Here is a 14,822-nt window from a genome sequence, read left to right as displayed (position 1 = left end):
TTGGTGTGCGAGGGAGCGCCACGATAGCGCTCCGCGCCGTTTAGCAGTTTATCCACTTCTGACTGTGGGATGAGTGTTTGGCCCAGCTTCGTGATGGCCTTCACTTTCCCGGCATAGAGCTGCCGATAGCCCCAGGTGCGTTCCTTGCCAAAGAGGGCGGCAAACTCCGCTGGAGTGTATGTGGCTTTGTCGGGCATCTTCAAAAAAAGGCATTCATTCATTCACCTTTCGCCCAAAACGATGCTGCTCTACTGGCGGGAAAAGCACGGGAACGGGAAGTTTTAGTGCACTCGAAATCTCAACCAACTCAAGATCTGTCACGCAGCGAATGCCCGACTCGATTTTCGCCAGCGTTTCTCTCGAAACATCCCAACCACTACGCTGACATAAACCCGCAAACTCCGACTGCGACATCGCCAGATGCGTGCGGTGCTTGGCGAGTTGAGGGCCTATGAGATTCTTGGCTGTGCGGGACATTACAGCCTCAGGAAATAAAGCAGATTCCGTTTGCGACGGTTCTGATTTCAGAACAAAGTTCCGTTATCGGAACAAAAGTTCCGATTTCAGAACAAACATCCACCATCATGAACATCATCGTTAAGCGTCGTATCGGTCCCGATCCTCACGAGGACGGGAGACAATCTTCGAGTTCATCAGGCTGCCCTGACATCCTGGAACTCGACAGTGGCGATTTCGCCATCATCGGCCAGGACATCACCGCAGCAGCCATCCCGGCACTTCCCGCTTCCGCAGGCTGCGCAGCGGAGGAGCGGGTGATTCGCATCCCACGCGAGATTCTGCTTCGCGCCAAAGGCGACATCGCTCGCCTTGCATGAGATCTCACCCCTCTTGTCTTCGTCCCCACATTCTGTTACAAGGCAGGGTGTGGGGATTTTTGTGGAGTGGTTCGGGGCCAACTGGTTCAACCTGTTGCAGACCGTCGCTATCGTTGCCGGGTTGTTCTTTACCGGACGTTCCTTTCTCGTGGATACCAGAATCCGCAGGATTTCCAACCTGCTCAACATCACGGAGCATCACCGCTCCATCTGGCAGCAGGTGATCGACAAGCCAAACCTTCTGCGAGTGTTGAGCGCAGAAGCGAAACTCAACATCAAACCAGTCACGCTTGAAGAACGCATTTTTGTCAACCTCATCATCCTCCATCTGACCGCAGTCATGACTGCCATCAAGGGACGGGTTCACGAGCAACCAGCAGGACAGGATGAGGATTTGCGCGAGTTCTTCAGTTTGCCCATTCCCAACAAGGTTTGGAAGGACTCCAAACGCTTCCGAGAACCCGATGTCATCGCCTACATTGAGTCTCTGCTCAAACCCAAGCCGAAGCAGCGTCGTCGAAAGCTGCGCTGGTGGTTCCGCTAGTAGCTCACTTTGAAAGTTGGCGAGTCTTCCGGTTTGGTTTTGCGTCGATCATAGAGCCGCGTGGTCGCAATGCTCGCATGACCCAGCCACTCCTGCACCTTGGCAATGTCAGCTTCATGATCCAGTGCATTCGTTGCCGCTGTCGCCCTCAGTCCATGCACGCACACAGCACTCGGATCGAGGCCAAGCACACGCGCATACTTTCTCACTACATCCTTGTAAACTCCGTGTCCCGTGAGTGCTTTGACAAGATTGCCCGATGAGTTTTTCACCGGACGAAAAAGAGCGTTGTCAGGTTTGTCTCCATGTCCAGCGCGTTCCACGTATTCGCTGATCCGCTGCAAGCTGTGAGGATGCACCGGCAGAAAGCGGATCTTGCCACCTTTGCCGTGAACACAGAAGTGCATCACACCACGGCGCGATTGCAAATCACCGACAGCGAGCGAACACAGTTCTGCACGACGTAAACCATGAAACAACAGGATGGAGAGGATGGCGCGATCACGCAGCCCTTTGAGAGTGTCAGGTGCGGGTGCTTCAAGCAGAGCTTTCGCCTCAGCATCTCCCAACGCAGGAGACTTGCCTTCATTCGTGCCTTGATTGGGGCGCTTTACGCCATTAGCCGGATTGAACGGAACGGCATTGCATTCGCACAGGTAGTCAAACAATGAAGCCACAGCAGAGAGTTTGCGGCGAACCGTGGACGCTTCCAATGTTCGCGTCTCAAGCTGCTTGCGCCATGCAATGAGATGCGACCGTTTCACCAGGCGAAATTCTTCCGCTTGGTGAATGCCTGCAAAGCGCATGAACTCGCGGACATCGTTTCGATAGGCCCGCCGCGTGTTCGCGTTTTCAATGTTCGCGAACCACTCGACTTCCGGCGGCACATTCGCCAAATTCTGAAATTCTGATGCCGTGAGCAAACGCTCGCTCGTTTCGACGACCAACCCTGAAGAAATTTTAACCATTCCAACTACCTCATCATCAACGTATTATAGTAGTGATAAAATACATTATCAATACCATGTGGATCATTTGAAATATTCGCTCCAATTGTGCTCCAAGCGATTCGAATCTGTGCTCTTTTAGCAACAGAATTTTTTGTCGTAAATCGGAACAAACCGGTAATTGTAACCCGCGTTGCTACCACTGACTGACTCGCCAATACAATTGGCAGAAGTCCGTTTCTAATCCTTTGGACACCTGATGGTTCACGCCATCAGGCTTATGGTCTTGCGGAAGCGGGCCAGGGCCACGGAGTAAAAGACCGTGCCGATGGCAAGCAGCAGGACAAACGGCTGCCACACCACTTTGAGGCCCGCGCCGCGATAGAGGATGGCGCGGGATGCTGAGATGAAATGGGTCGTAGGTGCAGCCTGCATGATGTTTTGGACGAATTCCGGCATGCTTTCGCGCGGGGTCATGCCTCCGGAGAGCATTTGCAAGGGCAGCAGGACTAGGATGAGCAGCAGGCCGAACTGCGGCATGGTGCGCGCCAGCGTGGCCATGAAGATTCCCATTGAAGTGGTGGCAAACAAATGCAGCACCGCGCCGGTCAGGAACAGCAGGATGGAACCCTCGATGGGCACATGCAGCAGGCCTTGAACGACGAACAGCAGGGAGAGTGTGGTCGCGACGAGGACGACGAGGGCCATGGACCACACTTTGGAAAGCATGATCTCGGCGGGTTTCACGGGCATGACGAGCAGGTGCTCGATAGTGCCGTGTTCGCGCTCGCGGATCAGCGCCGCGCCGGTCAGGACAATGGAGAGCATGGTGACGAGGTTGATGATTTCCATCAAAGCTCCGAACCAGGCCGGGGTGAGGTTGGGATTGAAGCGGGCGCGTAATGTCAGAGTCACGGGGGCTGCAGGGACGCCGCGATAGCGCTGGAGAAACTCGGTGACCTCGCCATTGATGATCTGCTGGACGTAACCACTGCCCGTGAATGCCTGGCTCATCCGCGTGGCGTCCACATTCAACTGAAGCGTGGGACGCATTCCGGCAAGAACATCGCGCTGGAAATCAGGCGGGATGATGATGGCAAAGGTATAGTCTCCGGCATCCAGCCCCGCATCCACGTCGGCTGCGGAGATCATGGCGGGTGACATGAAGCTGGGTCGCTGAAAACTGGACGCGATTCGGGCTGAGAGCGGCGAAGTGTCCTCATCAGCGATGGCGATTGGGGCATGATGCAGTGCTTCCGGCATCGCCGTGGCAGATATGTAAACCATGGCCGTGAAGGCATAGACGATGAGCCCCATCATCATCGGGTCACGGGCCAGGCTCCAGAGTTCCTTCACCCCCAGGCGATAGATGTTGGCGAGACGGCTCATGATCAGGTGTCTTGCTTGCGGATCAGGGCAATCGCGACTCCCATGATCACAGGGACAGCCAGGATCAAAGGAATGAATGAGGCGTGGAGATCGGAAAAACCAAGCGCCTTGCTGAAGACGCCGCGACTGATCGTCAGGAAGTGCGTGGCCGGGTAGAGCCTTCCGATAACTGCTCCGGCACCTTCCAGTGAGGAGACAGGATTGATCAGGCCCGCGAACTGGGCAGTGGGAATCATGGTGCCAATCATGGTGACAAACATGGCTGCGATCTGGCTGCGGGTGAATGCCGAGGCCAGCAGACCAAAGCCCGTGGCGAACACGACGAAGATGAGCGCGGCGGCAGCAAGTGTGGTGAAACTGCCTTTGACGGGCACGTCAAAGACGGTGACAGCCAGCAGTGTCATCAGCAGGAAATTCAGCATCCCAAGAAAGATATAGGGCGCTTGTTTGCCGATCAGAAACTCGCTGCGCGTCACCGGTGTCACATGGAGGTTGACGATGGAGCCCAGCTCTTTCTCACGCACCACGGAGAGTGCTGTGAGCATGGCCGGAATCATGAGCAGCAGCATGGGAATGACAGCCGGAACCATGGCGGGCCGACTGCGCACATCCGGGTTGTAGCGGAAGCGTGTCTCGATGTTCAGAGCACCCGAAGCGGACTCAAGCCCGGAGCTCCGCGCGGCCATTTGTGCCAGCCAGCCCTGATGCATTCCCGACACATACCCCTGCGCGGTCTCGGCACGCTGCGGCATGGAACCGTCCACCCACGCGCCGATTTGCACGGGGGCTCCACGCTGCGCATCGCGGGCGAAACCGGGCGGGATTTCGATGGCGAGCGCCAGTTCGCCGGAACGCATCCGGCGGTCGAGATCGGCTTCGTCAAGGATGGGAGCCTGCTGCACAAAATAGCGCGAGCCGTTGAGGTTAAGGACATAGTTTTGGCTCAGGGTGGTCTGGTCGTGGTCCAGCACGGCGAAGCTAAGGTTTTCCACGTCCAGGCTGATGCCGTAGCCCATGACGAACATGAGCAGAGCCGTGCCGAAGAGTGACATGCCGGCAAGCACCGGATCGCGGCGCAACTCCAGCGCTTCTTTCCGCATGTAGCTGAATGTCCGGCCAAAGGCGAAGACCCGCTGTACGGGTGGTGCGGAGACACGGCCGGCGTCAGGCATCGGGGACACTGCCAGGGAGGATGCGGCGGGCAGATTGTCGCTGGCCGACGCCTCTTGAAGATGTTTGATGAACACCTCCTCCAGCGAGTGGGCACTGCTGTCCCTCACCAACTCTTCAGGGGGACCGCTGACGAGCACCCGCCCGGAGTGCATCAGCGAGACGCGGTCACACCGCTCCGCCTCGTTCATGAAATGGGTGGAAATGAAAATGGTGACTTTGTCCTGCCGGGCCAGATCGAGCATGAGTTGCCAAAACTGATCACGGGCGATGGGATCGACGCCGGAAGTCGGCTCGTCGAGGATCAGCAAGGTTGGTTTGTGAACCATGGCCACGGCCAGGGACAAGCGTTGCCGCACGCCGAGCGGCAGCGCCTCAGGCATGGATGAGAGCACGCCTTCAAGCCCGAAGCGCTTCGCCATCTCATCCACCCGGGCCGGGATTTCTTCCGCAGGGACCTGGAACAGGCGGGCGTGAAGAACGAGGTTTTGCTCCACCGTCAGTTCCGTGTAGAGGGAGAAGGACTGCGACATGTAGCCGACGCGCCGACGCGTACCGACATCACGCGGATCGACTTCATGGCCCAGCAGCCATGCCTTGCCCTCCGTGGGCGGCAGCAGGCCGGTGAGCATTTTCATGGTCGTGGTTTTGCCGCAGCCGTTGGAGCCAAGGAACCCGAAGATCTCGCCGCGCCGGATGCGCAGATCCACCCGCTCCACGGCAGTGAAGTCGCCGAAACGCATGGTCAGCCCCCGTGCTTCGATGGCGGTCACATCCTTCTCGGAGGGGGCGAAGCGGGAAACCACCACCGGCTGGTGGAGACGCCGTTTTTCCTCCGGCAGCAGGGCGATGAAGGTGGCATCCAGGGAATCCGTCGCGGTGCGTGTGCGCAGTTCGGAGGGAGTGCCGGTGGCCAACACCTTGCCCGCATCCATGGCCACCAGCCAGTCGAAGCGATCTGCCTCCTCCATGTAAGCCGTCGCCACAATCACGCTCATCCCAGGCCGTTCCCGGCGGATGCCGTCCACGAGGCTCCAGAACTGGCTGCGAGAGAGTGGATCAACCCCTGTGGTCGGTTCGTCGAGAATGAGCAGGTCCGGGTCGTGGATGAGCGCGCAGCAGATGCCCAGCTTCTGTTTCATGCCGCCGGATAGCTTACCCACCGGGCGGTCAAGGAAAGGCCGCAGACCGGTGCGCGTCGTCAGTTCGTCGATCCGGCGGCGGCACTCGGCGCGGTCATGCCCGAAGAGACGCCCGAAGAACTGCAGGTTCTCTTCAATGGAAAGGGTGAGATACAAGTTCTTGCCCAATCCCTGCGGCATGTAGGCGATGCGTGAGCACACCGCACGGCGATGTCGGGCGCTGGCCATGTCGCCACCCAGCGTTTCCACCTTGCCCGCCTGCACCTTGTGTGCGCCTGCGATCAGGGAAAGGAGGCTCGATTTGCCAACGCCGTCCGGGCCGATCAAACCCACCAGGCTGCCGCCGGGCAAATCAAGATCAATGCCATCCAACGCAAGCGTGCGTCGATGGCGGAGACGCACTCCGCGCAGACTGGCAACGACGGCGGCGGTGTTCATTGGGGCAGCTTTAATGCCAGATGGGAGGGCCACTCCGCCTGCGCGTCGATCTTCACCCACGCGACTCCCGGCAGCCCCGTCTTCACACGCTCCAGATGTTCTTTCAGCAAGCCACGGTCAATCTGCGCTTTGACGCGAAACATCAACTTCTGGCGTTCGCTCGCGGTCTCCACCGTCTTGGGCGTGAACTGCGCGACGCTCGCCACATACGAGACACGCGCCGGGATCACAAACTGCGGTGCTGCATCCAGGATGAGCCTCACCTCGCTGCCGAGCGCCACCCTGCCCGCCACTGTCTCGGGTAGAAAGAAGGTCAGATACACGTCACCTAGATCCACGAGGTTCAAAACCTTCCCCCCAGCGCCCAGCACCTCTCCTGGTTGCGTGATCAGATACTGCACCCGTCCATCGCGGGGCGCTTTCAGCGTGCAGTCATCGAGTTCGGCCTGCACGCGGCCCACAGTCGCCTGCACTGCCTCCACCATCACCTCTGCATCCTGCACCTGTGCGCTGGCTGCGGCCACAGCACCCCCGGCTGCCGCCACCTGCGCCTTTGCCGCCTTGATCGCCGCCTCTGCGCTTTTCGCGCGGGCACGATCATCGTCGAGGTTTTGTTCGGACACCGCATTCTTTGTCGCAAGCGATTCGGTGCGCACCAGCCGTTGCTGCGCCGCCTGCTCCTCGCTCTCGCGCTGGAGAACCACAGCCTCGGCTGCCAGTTTTTCGCTCTCCCGCGCCGTCACCTGCGCCTGGGCGGTGATGATCGCATTTTTCGCCTGCCGAAGCTTTGCCTGGGCCTCCAGAAACTGGGCATCCAGAATGTCGGTCTGAATCCGGGCGAGCACCTGGCCTTCCTTCACGAAATCGCCTTCACCCACCAGAACCTCCGCCAAACGCCCAGGCACTCGGGCTGCGAGATTGATCTCGGTGGCCTCAATGCGTCCGTTGCCAGATACGACCCCTGGAGCAAGATCGCCCTTCAGGCCATGCCGCCAGAAAAGGACAGCCGCCACGGCTAAGACTAAGGCGAGCACGACGGCTACCGCCAAGATTCGGGATTTCAGCATATTCATCGTGTTAAATAAATCAGCGCAGAAGCGCGTTCATGAGGTGCCCCCCTTCCACTTTGGACCCTTGATCTATGCCAGAGATTCGCCGGTGCCATAGGTGAGGACTTCGGAAACGGAGAGGCGGACTTTGCGGGGCCAGTTGCCCGGAGCTGGATAACCCACCGCCAGGAGCATCACCGGCAGGTAGCGCTCGGAAATTTGGAACTCCCGCTTCACCCCTTCCGGGTCAAACCCGATCATCGGGCCGGAAACCAGCCCTTTCGCTTCGGCGGCGAGCATCAGAGTCATGGCTGCCAGCGAAGCCGACCGGATGGCTTCGTCACGCTGGGCCGCTGGGTTTGCATACATCTGGCCAGCCATGCCGACCATCCCGTCCACCACAGCTTGGTCGATTATGCCAGCCTTGACGGACCGACCTAAAGTTTCGGCTAGCTTCGTGTGGGCCAGCAGGTCGCCCAATACGATGAAGGTGACGGCCGCATCTATCACCTTTTGCTGGCCGTAGGCGACCGCTTTGAGTCGTTCTTTGTCCTGCGGCTCGGTGATGGCAACAAAGCGCCAGTGTTGCTGGTTAAACGAGGATGGTGCCTGTGTGGCGCAAGCGACCAATTCTTCGATTACGGTGTGCGAGAGCGATGTGTCTGGGGCAAACTTGTTGGCCGAGATTCGTTGATTGATGATTCCGAGTGTGTGCATGTCCAAGTGTGGTGAGTATTTGGTGGTGGGTCAAAAAATCGCGCGATCACCACTCACCTCCCAGCGCCTTGATCAGGCGGACGGTGGCGATGTGGCGCTGCGCGGAGATTTGGGCGGTCTGACGTTCCGTAAGGAGGCGGGTGCGCTCGGCGTCGAGGAGTTCGAGATAACTGAGGGTGCCACGCTCATAGGACTCGCGAATGAGGTCAGTGGCTTTGGTGGAGGCGGTGAGGGCATCGCCGATGGCGCTGGCCTGCTCGCGCAGGTAGCGGGTTTGGGCGAGACTGGTCTCCACATCGCGGATGCCGGTGAGGACGGTCTGGCGGTAATTCGCGATGGCTTCTTCGCGGGCGGCTTTGTGACGCTTGACGTTGAAGTGGATGACGGCCCAGCCGGTGAGCGGGAGGCTGACGCTGGGGCCGATGCTCCATACTTTGCTGTTGCCGGTGAGCAGGGTGTCCACTTCTTTGCTCAAGTAGCCGCCGGTGCCGGTGAGACGGACGGCGGGGAAATAGTCGGCGGTTGCGACGCCGATGTCGGCATTGCGGGCTGCGACGATGCGCTCGGCGGCGGCGATGTCCGGACGGCGCTCCAACATGCTGGCGGGGATGCCTGCGGGGATGACGGGCGGGGCTTTGGAGCCGATGGGATGCTCGCGAAGGGTGAAGCTGCTGGCGGGCTGGCCGCACAGGAGGGCGAGAGTGTCGCTGGCTTCCTGACGCTGGCGCTTTACGTCGGCGAGTTCAGCCTTGGCAGTGGCCACTTCGGTCTGGGCTCGGGCGAGATCGGTCTCAGGGATGGCTCCGGCTTTGAACTTGTCGTTGAGAAGGTTCACAAATTTTTCCCGCAGGGCGATGGTGCGGCGCAGGGCGTCGAGTTCGGCATCGGCGGCGCGGAGCAGGAAGTATTGTGCGGCGACATCGCCAGTGAGGGTGAGGATGGCGCTGTGGTAGCTGGCGGAGGTGGAATCGGCGGTGGCGCGGGCGCTCTCGACTTCGCGCCGCACCTTGCCCCAGAAGTCTATCTCGTAGCTGAGGTCGATGATGGTGCTGAAGCTGTTGACGCGCCCACGCGGGATGGCAACGGGCACGGGGGTGGGCAGATTGCCGGAGAACTGCTCGCGCTTGGTGTCGCCTTTGAGGCGGATGTCGGGCGCCCACTCGGAGGCGCTGATGCGGGCGGAGGCGCGAGCCTGATCGACGCGGGCGGCAGCGGACTTCAAGGATGGGCTGGCTTGAAGCGCGAGGGCTTCGAGGCGGTTGAGTTCGCTGTCGCGGAAGACTTTCCACCATTCGCCACGCGCGGTGTCATCGCGCGGGGCAGCGGTCTGCCAGCGCCATTTCGCGGGGGTGATGTCGGCGGTGTCGGGCTGCTTGTAATTCGGGCCGACGGCGCAGGAGGCGAGGCCAAGCGCAAGGGCTGCAAGAAGGGTCTTGGTCATGAGGTGCTAGTGGGTTGGCTGGCCTTGTTCGCGTTCGCGGGTCTTCGTTCCCTTGGCGAGGGCTTTCGCGATGCGCCTCTTTCTGATGCGATCTGGGAACTGAATGAGGTCGTCGAAGATGGAATAGATGACGGGCGTGGCGAGCAGCGTGAGCAGCAAGGATAGGCTCTGGCCGCCGAGAATGACGCCCGCCGTGGCATTGTTATAGGCGGCACCGACGCCCTTCGCAGTCATCATGGGGATCATGCCCGCGACGAAAGCCAGCGTGGTCATGAGGATGGGGCGCAGACGCTCTTTGTTGGCGAGCAGGATGGCATCGAGCCGGTCCATGCCTTTGGCACGAAGCTGGTTGGTGTGGTCGATTTGCAGGATGCCGTTCTTTTTCACCATGCCGAAGAGCACGAGGATGCCGAGCATGGAGAAGATGTTCACCGACTGCTGGAAGAGGATGAGCGAGAGGATGGCAAAGGGCAGCGTGAGCGGCAAGGCGAGCAGAATGGTGAGCGGATGCACCCAGCTCTCAAACTGCGCGGCGAGGATGAGATACATGAAGATGAAGGCCATCAAAAACGCGACCATGAAGGCCTTTCCCGCCTTGGCCATTTCCTTCGAGCGTCCGGCGCTGCCACTGGCGTAGTCGGCCGGCAGGTTGAGCATCTTCACGGCGGTGGCGATGCCATCAAGGATTTCGGTTTCACCCACTCCAGGGGCGTTGTTGGCGGTGATGGTGACCTGGCGGCGGCGGTTGAGACGGTTGATCTGCGAGGGGCTGTCCGTGTTTTCCAGCGTGAGCAGATTGGTGATGGCGACGGGTCCGGCCTTGGTGGAGGGCACGGTGAGGAGATTGAGGATTTCGCGGGTGTTGCGGTAGCTCTCCTCAGCCTGGAGATGGATGTCGTATTGCTCGCCGCTGTCGTCGAAGGTGGAGACGTCGAGACCGCCGACGAGCAGGCGCAGCGTGCCGGAGATGTCCTGGATGCTGGCTCCCATCTCGCCTGCTTTGTTGCGGTCCACGCTGCCGGAGATTTCAGGCTTGCCGGGAATGAGAGTGCTGTCGAGGTCGCGGATGCCGGGGAGGTCTTTGACGTCTTTGATCACTGATGCCGTGGCGCGGGTAAGCGTGTCGAGGTCAGGCCCGGCGATGAAATACTGCACGTTGGCGCTGGACTGGCCCGTGTTGAAAGGCGGGACAGAGAGCACGGTGATGCGCCATTCCGTGGGGAAACGCGGTACGATCTCTTTGCGCACGCGGTCCATGAGGGTCTGCTGGTCTTCGCGCAAAGCGGGATCATTCAGGCGCACGAAGATGCCTGCGAGATTCGGCGTGCGCTGGTCATTGTCCCCGATGGTGAGAAGTGTGCCGTCCACGCCGGGCAGCTCGCGGATCGCACGGGCGAAGCGCTCGGCCATGAGATCGGTGGCGGCGAGGCTGGTGCCCTCCGGCGTGCGGATGTTCACCACGAACTCCGCCTCCTCCACCGGCGGCAGGAAGCTCTTTTGCACGATCTTCATCAGCGTGGGCACGGCGGCGAGAATGCCGAAGCAGCCCAGCACGATGATCCAGCGATGCCGCATGGAAAAGCGCAGCAGCACCATGTAAAACGCCTCCACCGGGCGGTAGAAGATGTTTACCAGATGCTCCAGCCAGGCGTCAAACCGCGTGGCGTGGCCTTTGCGGAACATGCGGGCGGAGAGCGTGGGCGTGAGCGTGAAGCTGACCAGCAGCGAAACCGCGATGGCGAAAGCCATGGTGAGGCCGAAACTCTTCAGGAACATGCCCACAATGCCGCTGAGGAAGGCCACGGGCACGAACACCGCGAGCAGCGATAGCGTGGTGGCCAGGACGGCCATGCCGATCTCCTTCGGTCCTTCCACGGACGCGGTGAAGGAGTCCTCGCCCTTCTCTTCCATGTGGCGGAAAATGTTTTCCACCACGATGATGGCATCATCAATGACGATGCCGACCGCCAACGCGAGGGCGACGAGGCTGATGACGTTTAATGTCACTCCCTGCGCCCACATAACGCCGAACGCGGCGATGATGGAGGTGGGAATCGCGAGCGCGGAGATGATGGTGGCGCGTGAGTTGCCAAGGAAAATCAAAACGATCACGGCGGCGAAAATGGCCCCCAGCACCAAGTGCTCCTTCACCGCGTGAACGCTGGTGCGGATGACTTGCGACGTGTCGCGCACCATTTCGACATCGTAGCCTGCGGGCAGCAGTTTTTTAACATCGCCGAGCTTCTCATTCACCGCATCCACCACGGCCACCGTGTTTGTGCCGCTTTGTTTACGGATGGAGAGCACCACAGAGGGCACGCCATTGTTACGGGCCACGGTTTTTTGCTCCTCGGCCCCGTCTTCCACCCGCGCCACGTCACGCACGCGGACCAGACCGCCGTCCGCCTCGCGCAAGACGAGCATGCCGATCTCCTCCACGCTCCGTGCCTTGCCCAGCACGCGGAAGCCCGCCTCGCTGGCCGCATTCTTCACCGTGCCGGCAGGGATTTGCACGTTCTGTGCGCGGAGGCCGCGCTGCACGTCCGCAGCGGTCAGATTGTAGGAGCGCAGCCGCATCGGATCGAGCCACACATTGATCTGCCGCAGTCTTCCGCCCAGCAGCGTGATCTGCCCCACACCACCCACGCTTTCAAGCTGCCGCCGCAACACCTTGTCGGCAAACTCGGTGATCTCGCGCACCGGCTTGTCGGCCACGAGGGCGATGTTCAAAATAGGCGCGGCATCGGGATCGAGCTTCTCGATGATCGGCGCGTCCACCTCCTCCGGCAGATCGGGGATGATACGGGCGATGCGGTCCCGCACTTCCTGTGAGGCCACGTCGATGTTTTTCTCCAGCACAAAAGTCACCAGCACCTGCGAGATGCCCTCGCTTGAAATGGAGCGCAGTTCATCAATGCCTGCGACGGTGTTCACCGCCTCCTCGATCTTGTCCGTGATCTCGGTCTCGATCTCCTTCGGCGTCGCGCCGTCCTGCCGTGTGACGATGCTGACCGTGGGGAAGTCAATCTTTGGAAACCGATCCACCGGCAGCTTCGTGTAGCCCAGCACCCCCACGACCACGAAAACGAGGATGATGACGCTGGCGAAGACCGGGCGGCGGACGGAGATAGCGGCGAGCCATTGCATGAGCGTGTGAAGTGAAAATTAAGCGGCGGGTTCAAAGCGAAGCCCATCGGCGGCCTCTGCGCTGGGTTTAGCCAGCAACGGCTCACCGGCGGCGACTCCACGCCGGATTTCTGTGAAGCCCTCGCGCGTCTCTCCCACCTCCACGAGGCGTTCGGAGATCGTGTTGTCTTTGGTGATGACGAAGACCTTGCGGCGCGAGCCTTCGATGCGCAGCGCCCCCTCCGGCACCGCGACGGCTTTTTCCTCACGAAGCAGGATGCGCGCATCGCAAAAGAAGCCGGGCCGCAATTTGCTTTCCGCGTTGTCCACCGTCGCCTCAATCACCAGATCACGCGAGGCCTCGCGCATCGTCGCGCCAAGGAATTTCAACTTGCCCGTGAAGCGCTGCGCCGGGAACGCCGCCGTGGTGAACTCCACCACCTGACCGATGACCAGAGCGCCAACTTCCGTCTCCGGCACACTCAGCACGAGCCGTAGCGTGGACAGATCCACCACGCGGGCGACAGGGGAATCCGCCTTCACATACTCGCCTGGCTCCACCATGCGCTCCGCCACCACACCGCCAAACAACGCGCGGATCACGCAGTCATCGAGCGTCTTCTGCGCCAAGGCCTGACGTGCCTCCGAGGCCGCCAGTTCCGCCTCGCGCGCGGCGACTTCCGTGAGCAGCTTTTGGTAATCCGCATCCGCCACCGCCTTTTTCTCCGCCAGCGGCTTGTTGCGCTCCTGCTCGTTCTTCGCCAGCGCCAGCCGCGCCTTCGCCAGACCCACGGAGGCCGCAGCCTCCGCCAGAGAGAGCTTGGGCTGGCGCTCGTCGAGCTTCGCCAGCACATCGCCCGTCTTCACCACGGAACCACGTTCAATCGAAGCCGAGACCACTCGCCCCATCGAATCCGCCGCCACCACGGCGTCATTCTGTGCGGCGAGCTGCCCCGTCACACGCAGGAAACGCGGAAAGGCACGTTCAGCGGCCTGCACGGTGGCCCCTTTCACGATCACCGGCGCTACTTTCGGCTTTTCCGCCTGCGGAGCCGGTGCCGGAGCTTTGTTGCAAGCCACCAGCGCAAGCGCGGCAGCGGTTAAGATGCAGAGTAAGGTCGTTTTCATGCTGAAGTGCGTTTCTTGGAAAGGGTTGTCTTTGGCGTCCCGAGTCCCCGGAGCGCCATGTCCGCGATGCTGTCCGCCAGCCGAGCGATACCCGCCTCCGCCTCCGGCACGGCAAATCCAAGCCGCCCGATCACCTCACGGCTGTGGTCAAAGTGGACGCACATCGCAACAATTTGATGCGCCGCCATCTCCCGCCCATCCTTGTCCAGCGAGTCTCCCGCCAAGGCATTCACAATTTTGACGAGGTTCGCGAAATTCGGCTTGATGATCAGCTTCACCAGCTCGCCCAAGGCTGCCGTCGGCTGCCGCATCTCATGCGCCATCAGCCGTCCCAGCACCGGATGCGCCGTGCGTCTCAGCAGCACAAAGCGCAGGCAAAACTGAATCCATTCCCGCAACGACTGCTCAGGTTCCTCCGTCGGCTTCGGCGGCGGCTCCTGCTCCAGCAACTTCCGGTGCGCCGCCAGCAGCACCTCGCGGTAAAGCCCCTCCTTGCTGCTGAAGTAATAATTGATCGACGCCACATTCACCCGCGCCTTCAGGCTGATCTCCCGCACGCTTCCCGCCGCAAACCCCGCCTTCGCAAACACCACCCCCGCCGCCACCAGGATACGCATCTTGCGCGCCTTCGGGTTACGTTCTCGAGTGGGGCGCGTGAGGGTCATGGGCATTGGAGTTAAATGGCTGTTTATAAACGGACGTTCCATTAACCATGCGCAGACTCTTGTCAACGTGTGAGATGAGAATACCCTGCGGGTGGAGACAAGCGGGTCATCTACCAAGTGGCGTGGGCTATATGCACCAATTGGCAACTGGTCATTCAGGCTGCCATGCCTCCATCGCGTGACTGGCTGCTCCGAGCGCACCAGCGTCATCGCCAAGGGTCGAGGGGATG

The 14,822-nt window shown here is 60.6% G+C and carries 12 protein-coding genes; 2 read left to right on the top strand and 10 right to left on the bottom strand.

The genetic code is table 11. From position 1 onward, the window contains the following. Positions 1-213: 213 nt before the first annotated feature. Positions 214-477 (bottom strand): helix-turn-helix domain-containing protein, encoded by a 264-nt coding sequence (locus AC3RLQ_RS27385; protein WP_493031818.1) that lies wholly within the window; start codon positions 475-477, stop codon positions 214-216. Between the two features lie 107 nt (positions 478-584). Between AC3RLQ_RS27385 and AC3RLQ_RS27380 the strand changes: the two genes are divergently transcribed. Both AC3RLQ_RS27380 and AC3RLQ_RS27375 read left to right on the top strand, forming a co-directional pair. Next, the gene (locus AC3RLQ_RS27380) at positions 585-836 is read left to right on the top strand and encodes a hypothetical protein (protein ID WP_493031817.1); all 252 of its coding nucleotides are present in this window, start codon (positions 585-587) and stop codon (positions 834-836) included. Positions 837-930: 94 nt separating this feature from the next. Continuing rightward, complete coding sequence (locus tag AC3RLQ_RS27375) at positions 931-1,380, top strand: hypothetical protein (protein WP_493031816.1); 450 nt, start codon at positions 931-933, stop codon at positions 1,378-1,380. Here AC3RLQ_RS27375 and AC3RLQ_RS27370 read toward each other — a convergent pair. From AC3RLQ_RS27370 to AC3RLQ_RS27330, 9 genes are all read right to left on the bottom strand, one after another. Beyond that, positions 1,377-2,348, bottom strand: coding sequence for a tyrosine-type recombinase/integrase (locus AC3RLQ_RS27370; RefSeq protein WP_493031815.1), 972 nt, complete (start codon positions 2,346-2,348; stop codon positions 1,377-1,379). The genes AC3RLQ_RS27375 and AC3RLQ_RS27370 overlap by 4 nt on opposite strands. Before the next feature lie 243 nt (positions 2,349-2,591). Continuing rightward, on the bottom strand, positions 2,592-3,716 hold the full coding sequence (locus AC3RLQ_RS27365; protein WP_294229189.1) for an ABC transporter permease: 1,125 nt from the start codon (positions 3,714-3,716) through the stop codon (positions 2,592-2,594). A 2-nt stretch (positions 3,717-3,718) separates the two neighbouring features. Further along, positions 3,719-6,466 (bottom strand): ribosome-associated ATPase/putative transporter RbbA, encoded by a 2,748-nt coding sequence (gene rbbA, locus AC3RLQ_RS27360; protein ID WP_294229192.1) that lies wholly within the window; start codon positions 6,464-6,466, stop codon positions 3,719-3,721. Then, positions 6,463-7,533 (bottom strand): HlyD family secretion protein, encoded by a 1,071-nt coding sequence (locus AC3RLQ_RS27355; protein WP_345780995.1) that lies wholly within the window; start codon positions 7,531-7,533, stop codon positions 6,463-6,465. Before AC3RLQ_RS27355 ends, rbbA begins: the two co-directional genes overlap by 4 nt. Positions 7,534-7,605: 72 nt before the next feature. Beyond that, on the bottom strand, positions 7,606-8,232 hold the full coding sequence (locus AC3RLQ_RS27350; protein WP_294229198.1) for a nitroreductase family protein: 627 nt from the start codon (positions 8,230-8,232) through the stop codon (positions 7,606-7,608). 46 nt (positions 8,233-8,278) lie between these two features. After that, complete coding sequence (locus tag AC3RLQ_RS27345) at positions 8,279-9,673, bottom strand: efflux transporter outer membrane subunit (protein ID WP_294229202.1); 1,395 nt, start codon at positions 9,671-9,673, stop codon at positions 8,279-8,281. Positions 9,674-9,679: 6 nt separating this feature from the next. After that, positions 9,680-12,820, bottom strand: coding sequence for an efflux RND transporter permease subunit (locus tag AC3RLQ_RS27340; RefSeq protein ID WP_422320715.1), 3,141 nt, complete (start codon positions 12,818-12,820; stop codon positions 9,680-9,682). A gap of 18 nt (positions 12,821-12,838) precedes the next feature. Continuing rightward, positions 12,839-13,927, bottom strand: coding sequence for an efflux RND transporter periplasmic adaptor subunit (locus tag AC3RLQ_RS27335; protein WP_294229208.1), 1,089 nt, complete (start codon positions 13,925-13,927; stop codon positions 12,839-12,841). Continuing rightward, on the bottom strand, positions 13,924-14,592 hold the full coding sequence (locus tag AC3RLQ_RS27330) for a TetR/AcrR family transcriptional regulator (RefSeq protein ID WP_294229211.1): 669 nt from the start codon (positions 14,590-14,592) through the stop codon (positions 13,924-13,926). The genes AC3RLQ_RS27335 and AC3RLQ_RS27330 overlap by 4 nt, the downstream gene beginning before the upstream one ends. Between the last annotated feature and the right edge of the window lie 230 nt (positions 14,593-14,822).

Source organism: Prosthecobacter sp. GW821-HT29F12, assembly GCF_058803405.1.
This window is presented reverse-complemented; position numbering and strand designations above follow the sequence as displayed.

Bases quoted from the DNA above. Each gene is read 5' to 3' on its own strand.
- AC3RLQ_RS27385 (WP_493031818.1), bottom strand. From the start codon at position 477: ATGTCCCGCACAGCCAAGAATCTCATAGGCCCTCAACTCGCCAAGCAC.
- AC3RLQ_RS27380 (WP_493031817.1), top strand. From the start codon at position 585: ATGAACATCATCGTTAAGCGTCGTATCGGTCCCGATCCTCACGAGGAC.
- AC3RLQ_RS27370 (WP_493031815.1), bottom strand. From the start codon at position 2,348: ATGGTTAAAATTTCTTCAGGGTTGGTCGTCGAAACGAGCGAGCGTTTG.
- AC3RLQ_RS27365 (WP_294229189.1), bottom strand. From the start codon at position 3,716: ATGAGCCGTCTCGCCAACATCTATCGCCTGGGGGTGAAGGAACTCTGG.
- rbbA (WP_294229192.1), bottom strand. From the start codon at position 6,466: ATGAACACCGCCGCCGTCGTTGCCAGTCTGCGCGGAGTGCGTCTCCGC.
- AC3RLQ_RS27355 (WP_345780995.1), bottom strand. From the start codon at position 7,533: ATGCTGAAATCCCGAATCTTGGCGGTAGCCGTCGTGCTCGCCTTAGTC.
- AC3RLQ_RS27350 (WP_294229198.1), bottom strand. From the start codon at position 8,232: ATGCACACACTCGGAATCATCAATCAACGAATCTCGGCCAACAAGTTT.
- AC3RLQ_RS27345 (WP_294229202.1), bottom strand. From the start codon at position 9,673: ATGACCAAGACCCTTCTTGCAGCCCTTGCGCTTGGCCTCGCCTCCTGC.
- AC3RLQ_RS27340 (WP_422320715.1), bottom strand. From the start codon at position 12,820: ATGCAATGGCTCGCCGCTATCTCCGTCCGCCGCCCGGTCTTCGCCAGC.
- AC3RLQ_RS27335 (WP_294229208.1), bottom strand. From the start codon at position 13,927: ATGAAAACGACCTTACTCTGCATCTTAACCGCTGCCGCGCTTGCGCTG.
- AC3RLQ_RS27330 (WP_294229211.1), bottom strand. From the start codon at position 14,592: ATGACCCTCACGCGCCCCACTCGAGAACGTAACCCGAAGGCGCGCAAG.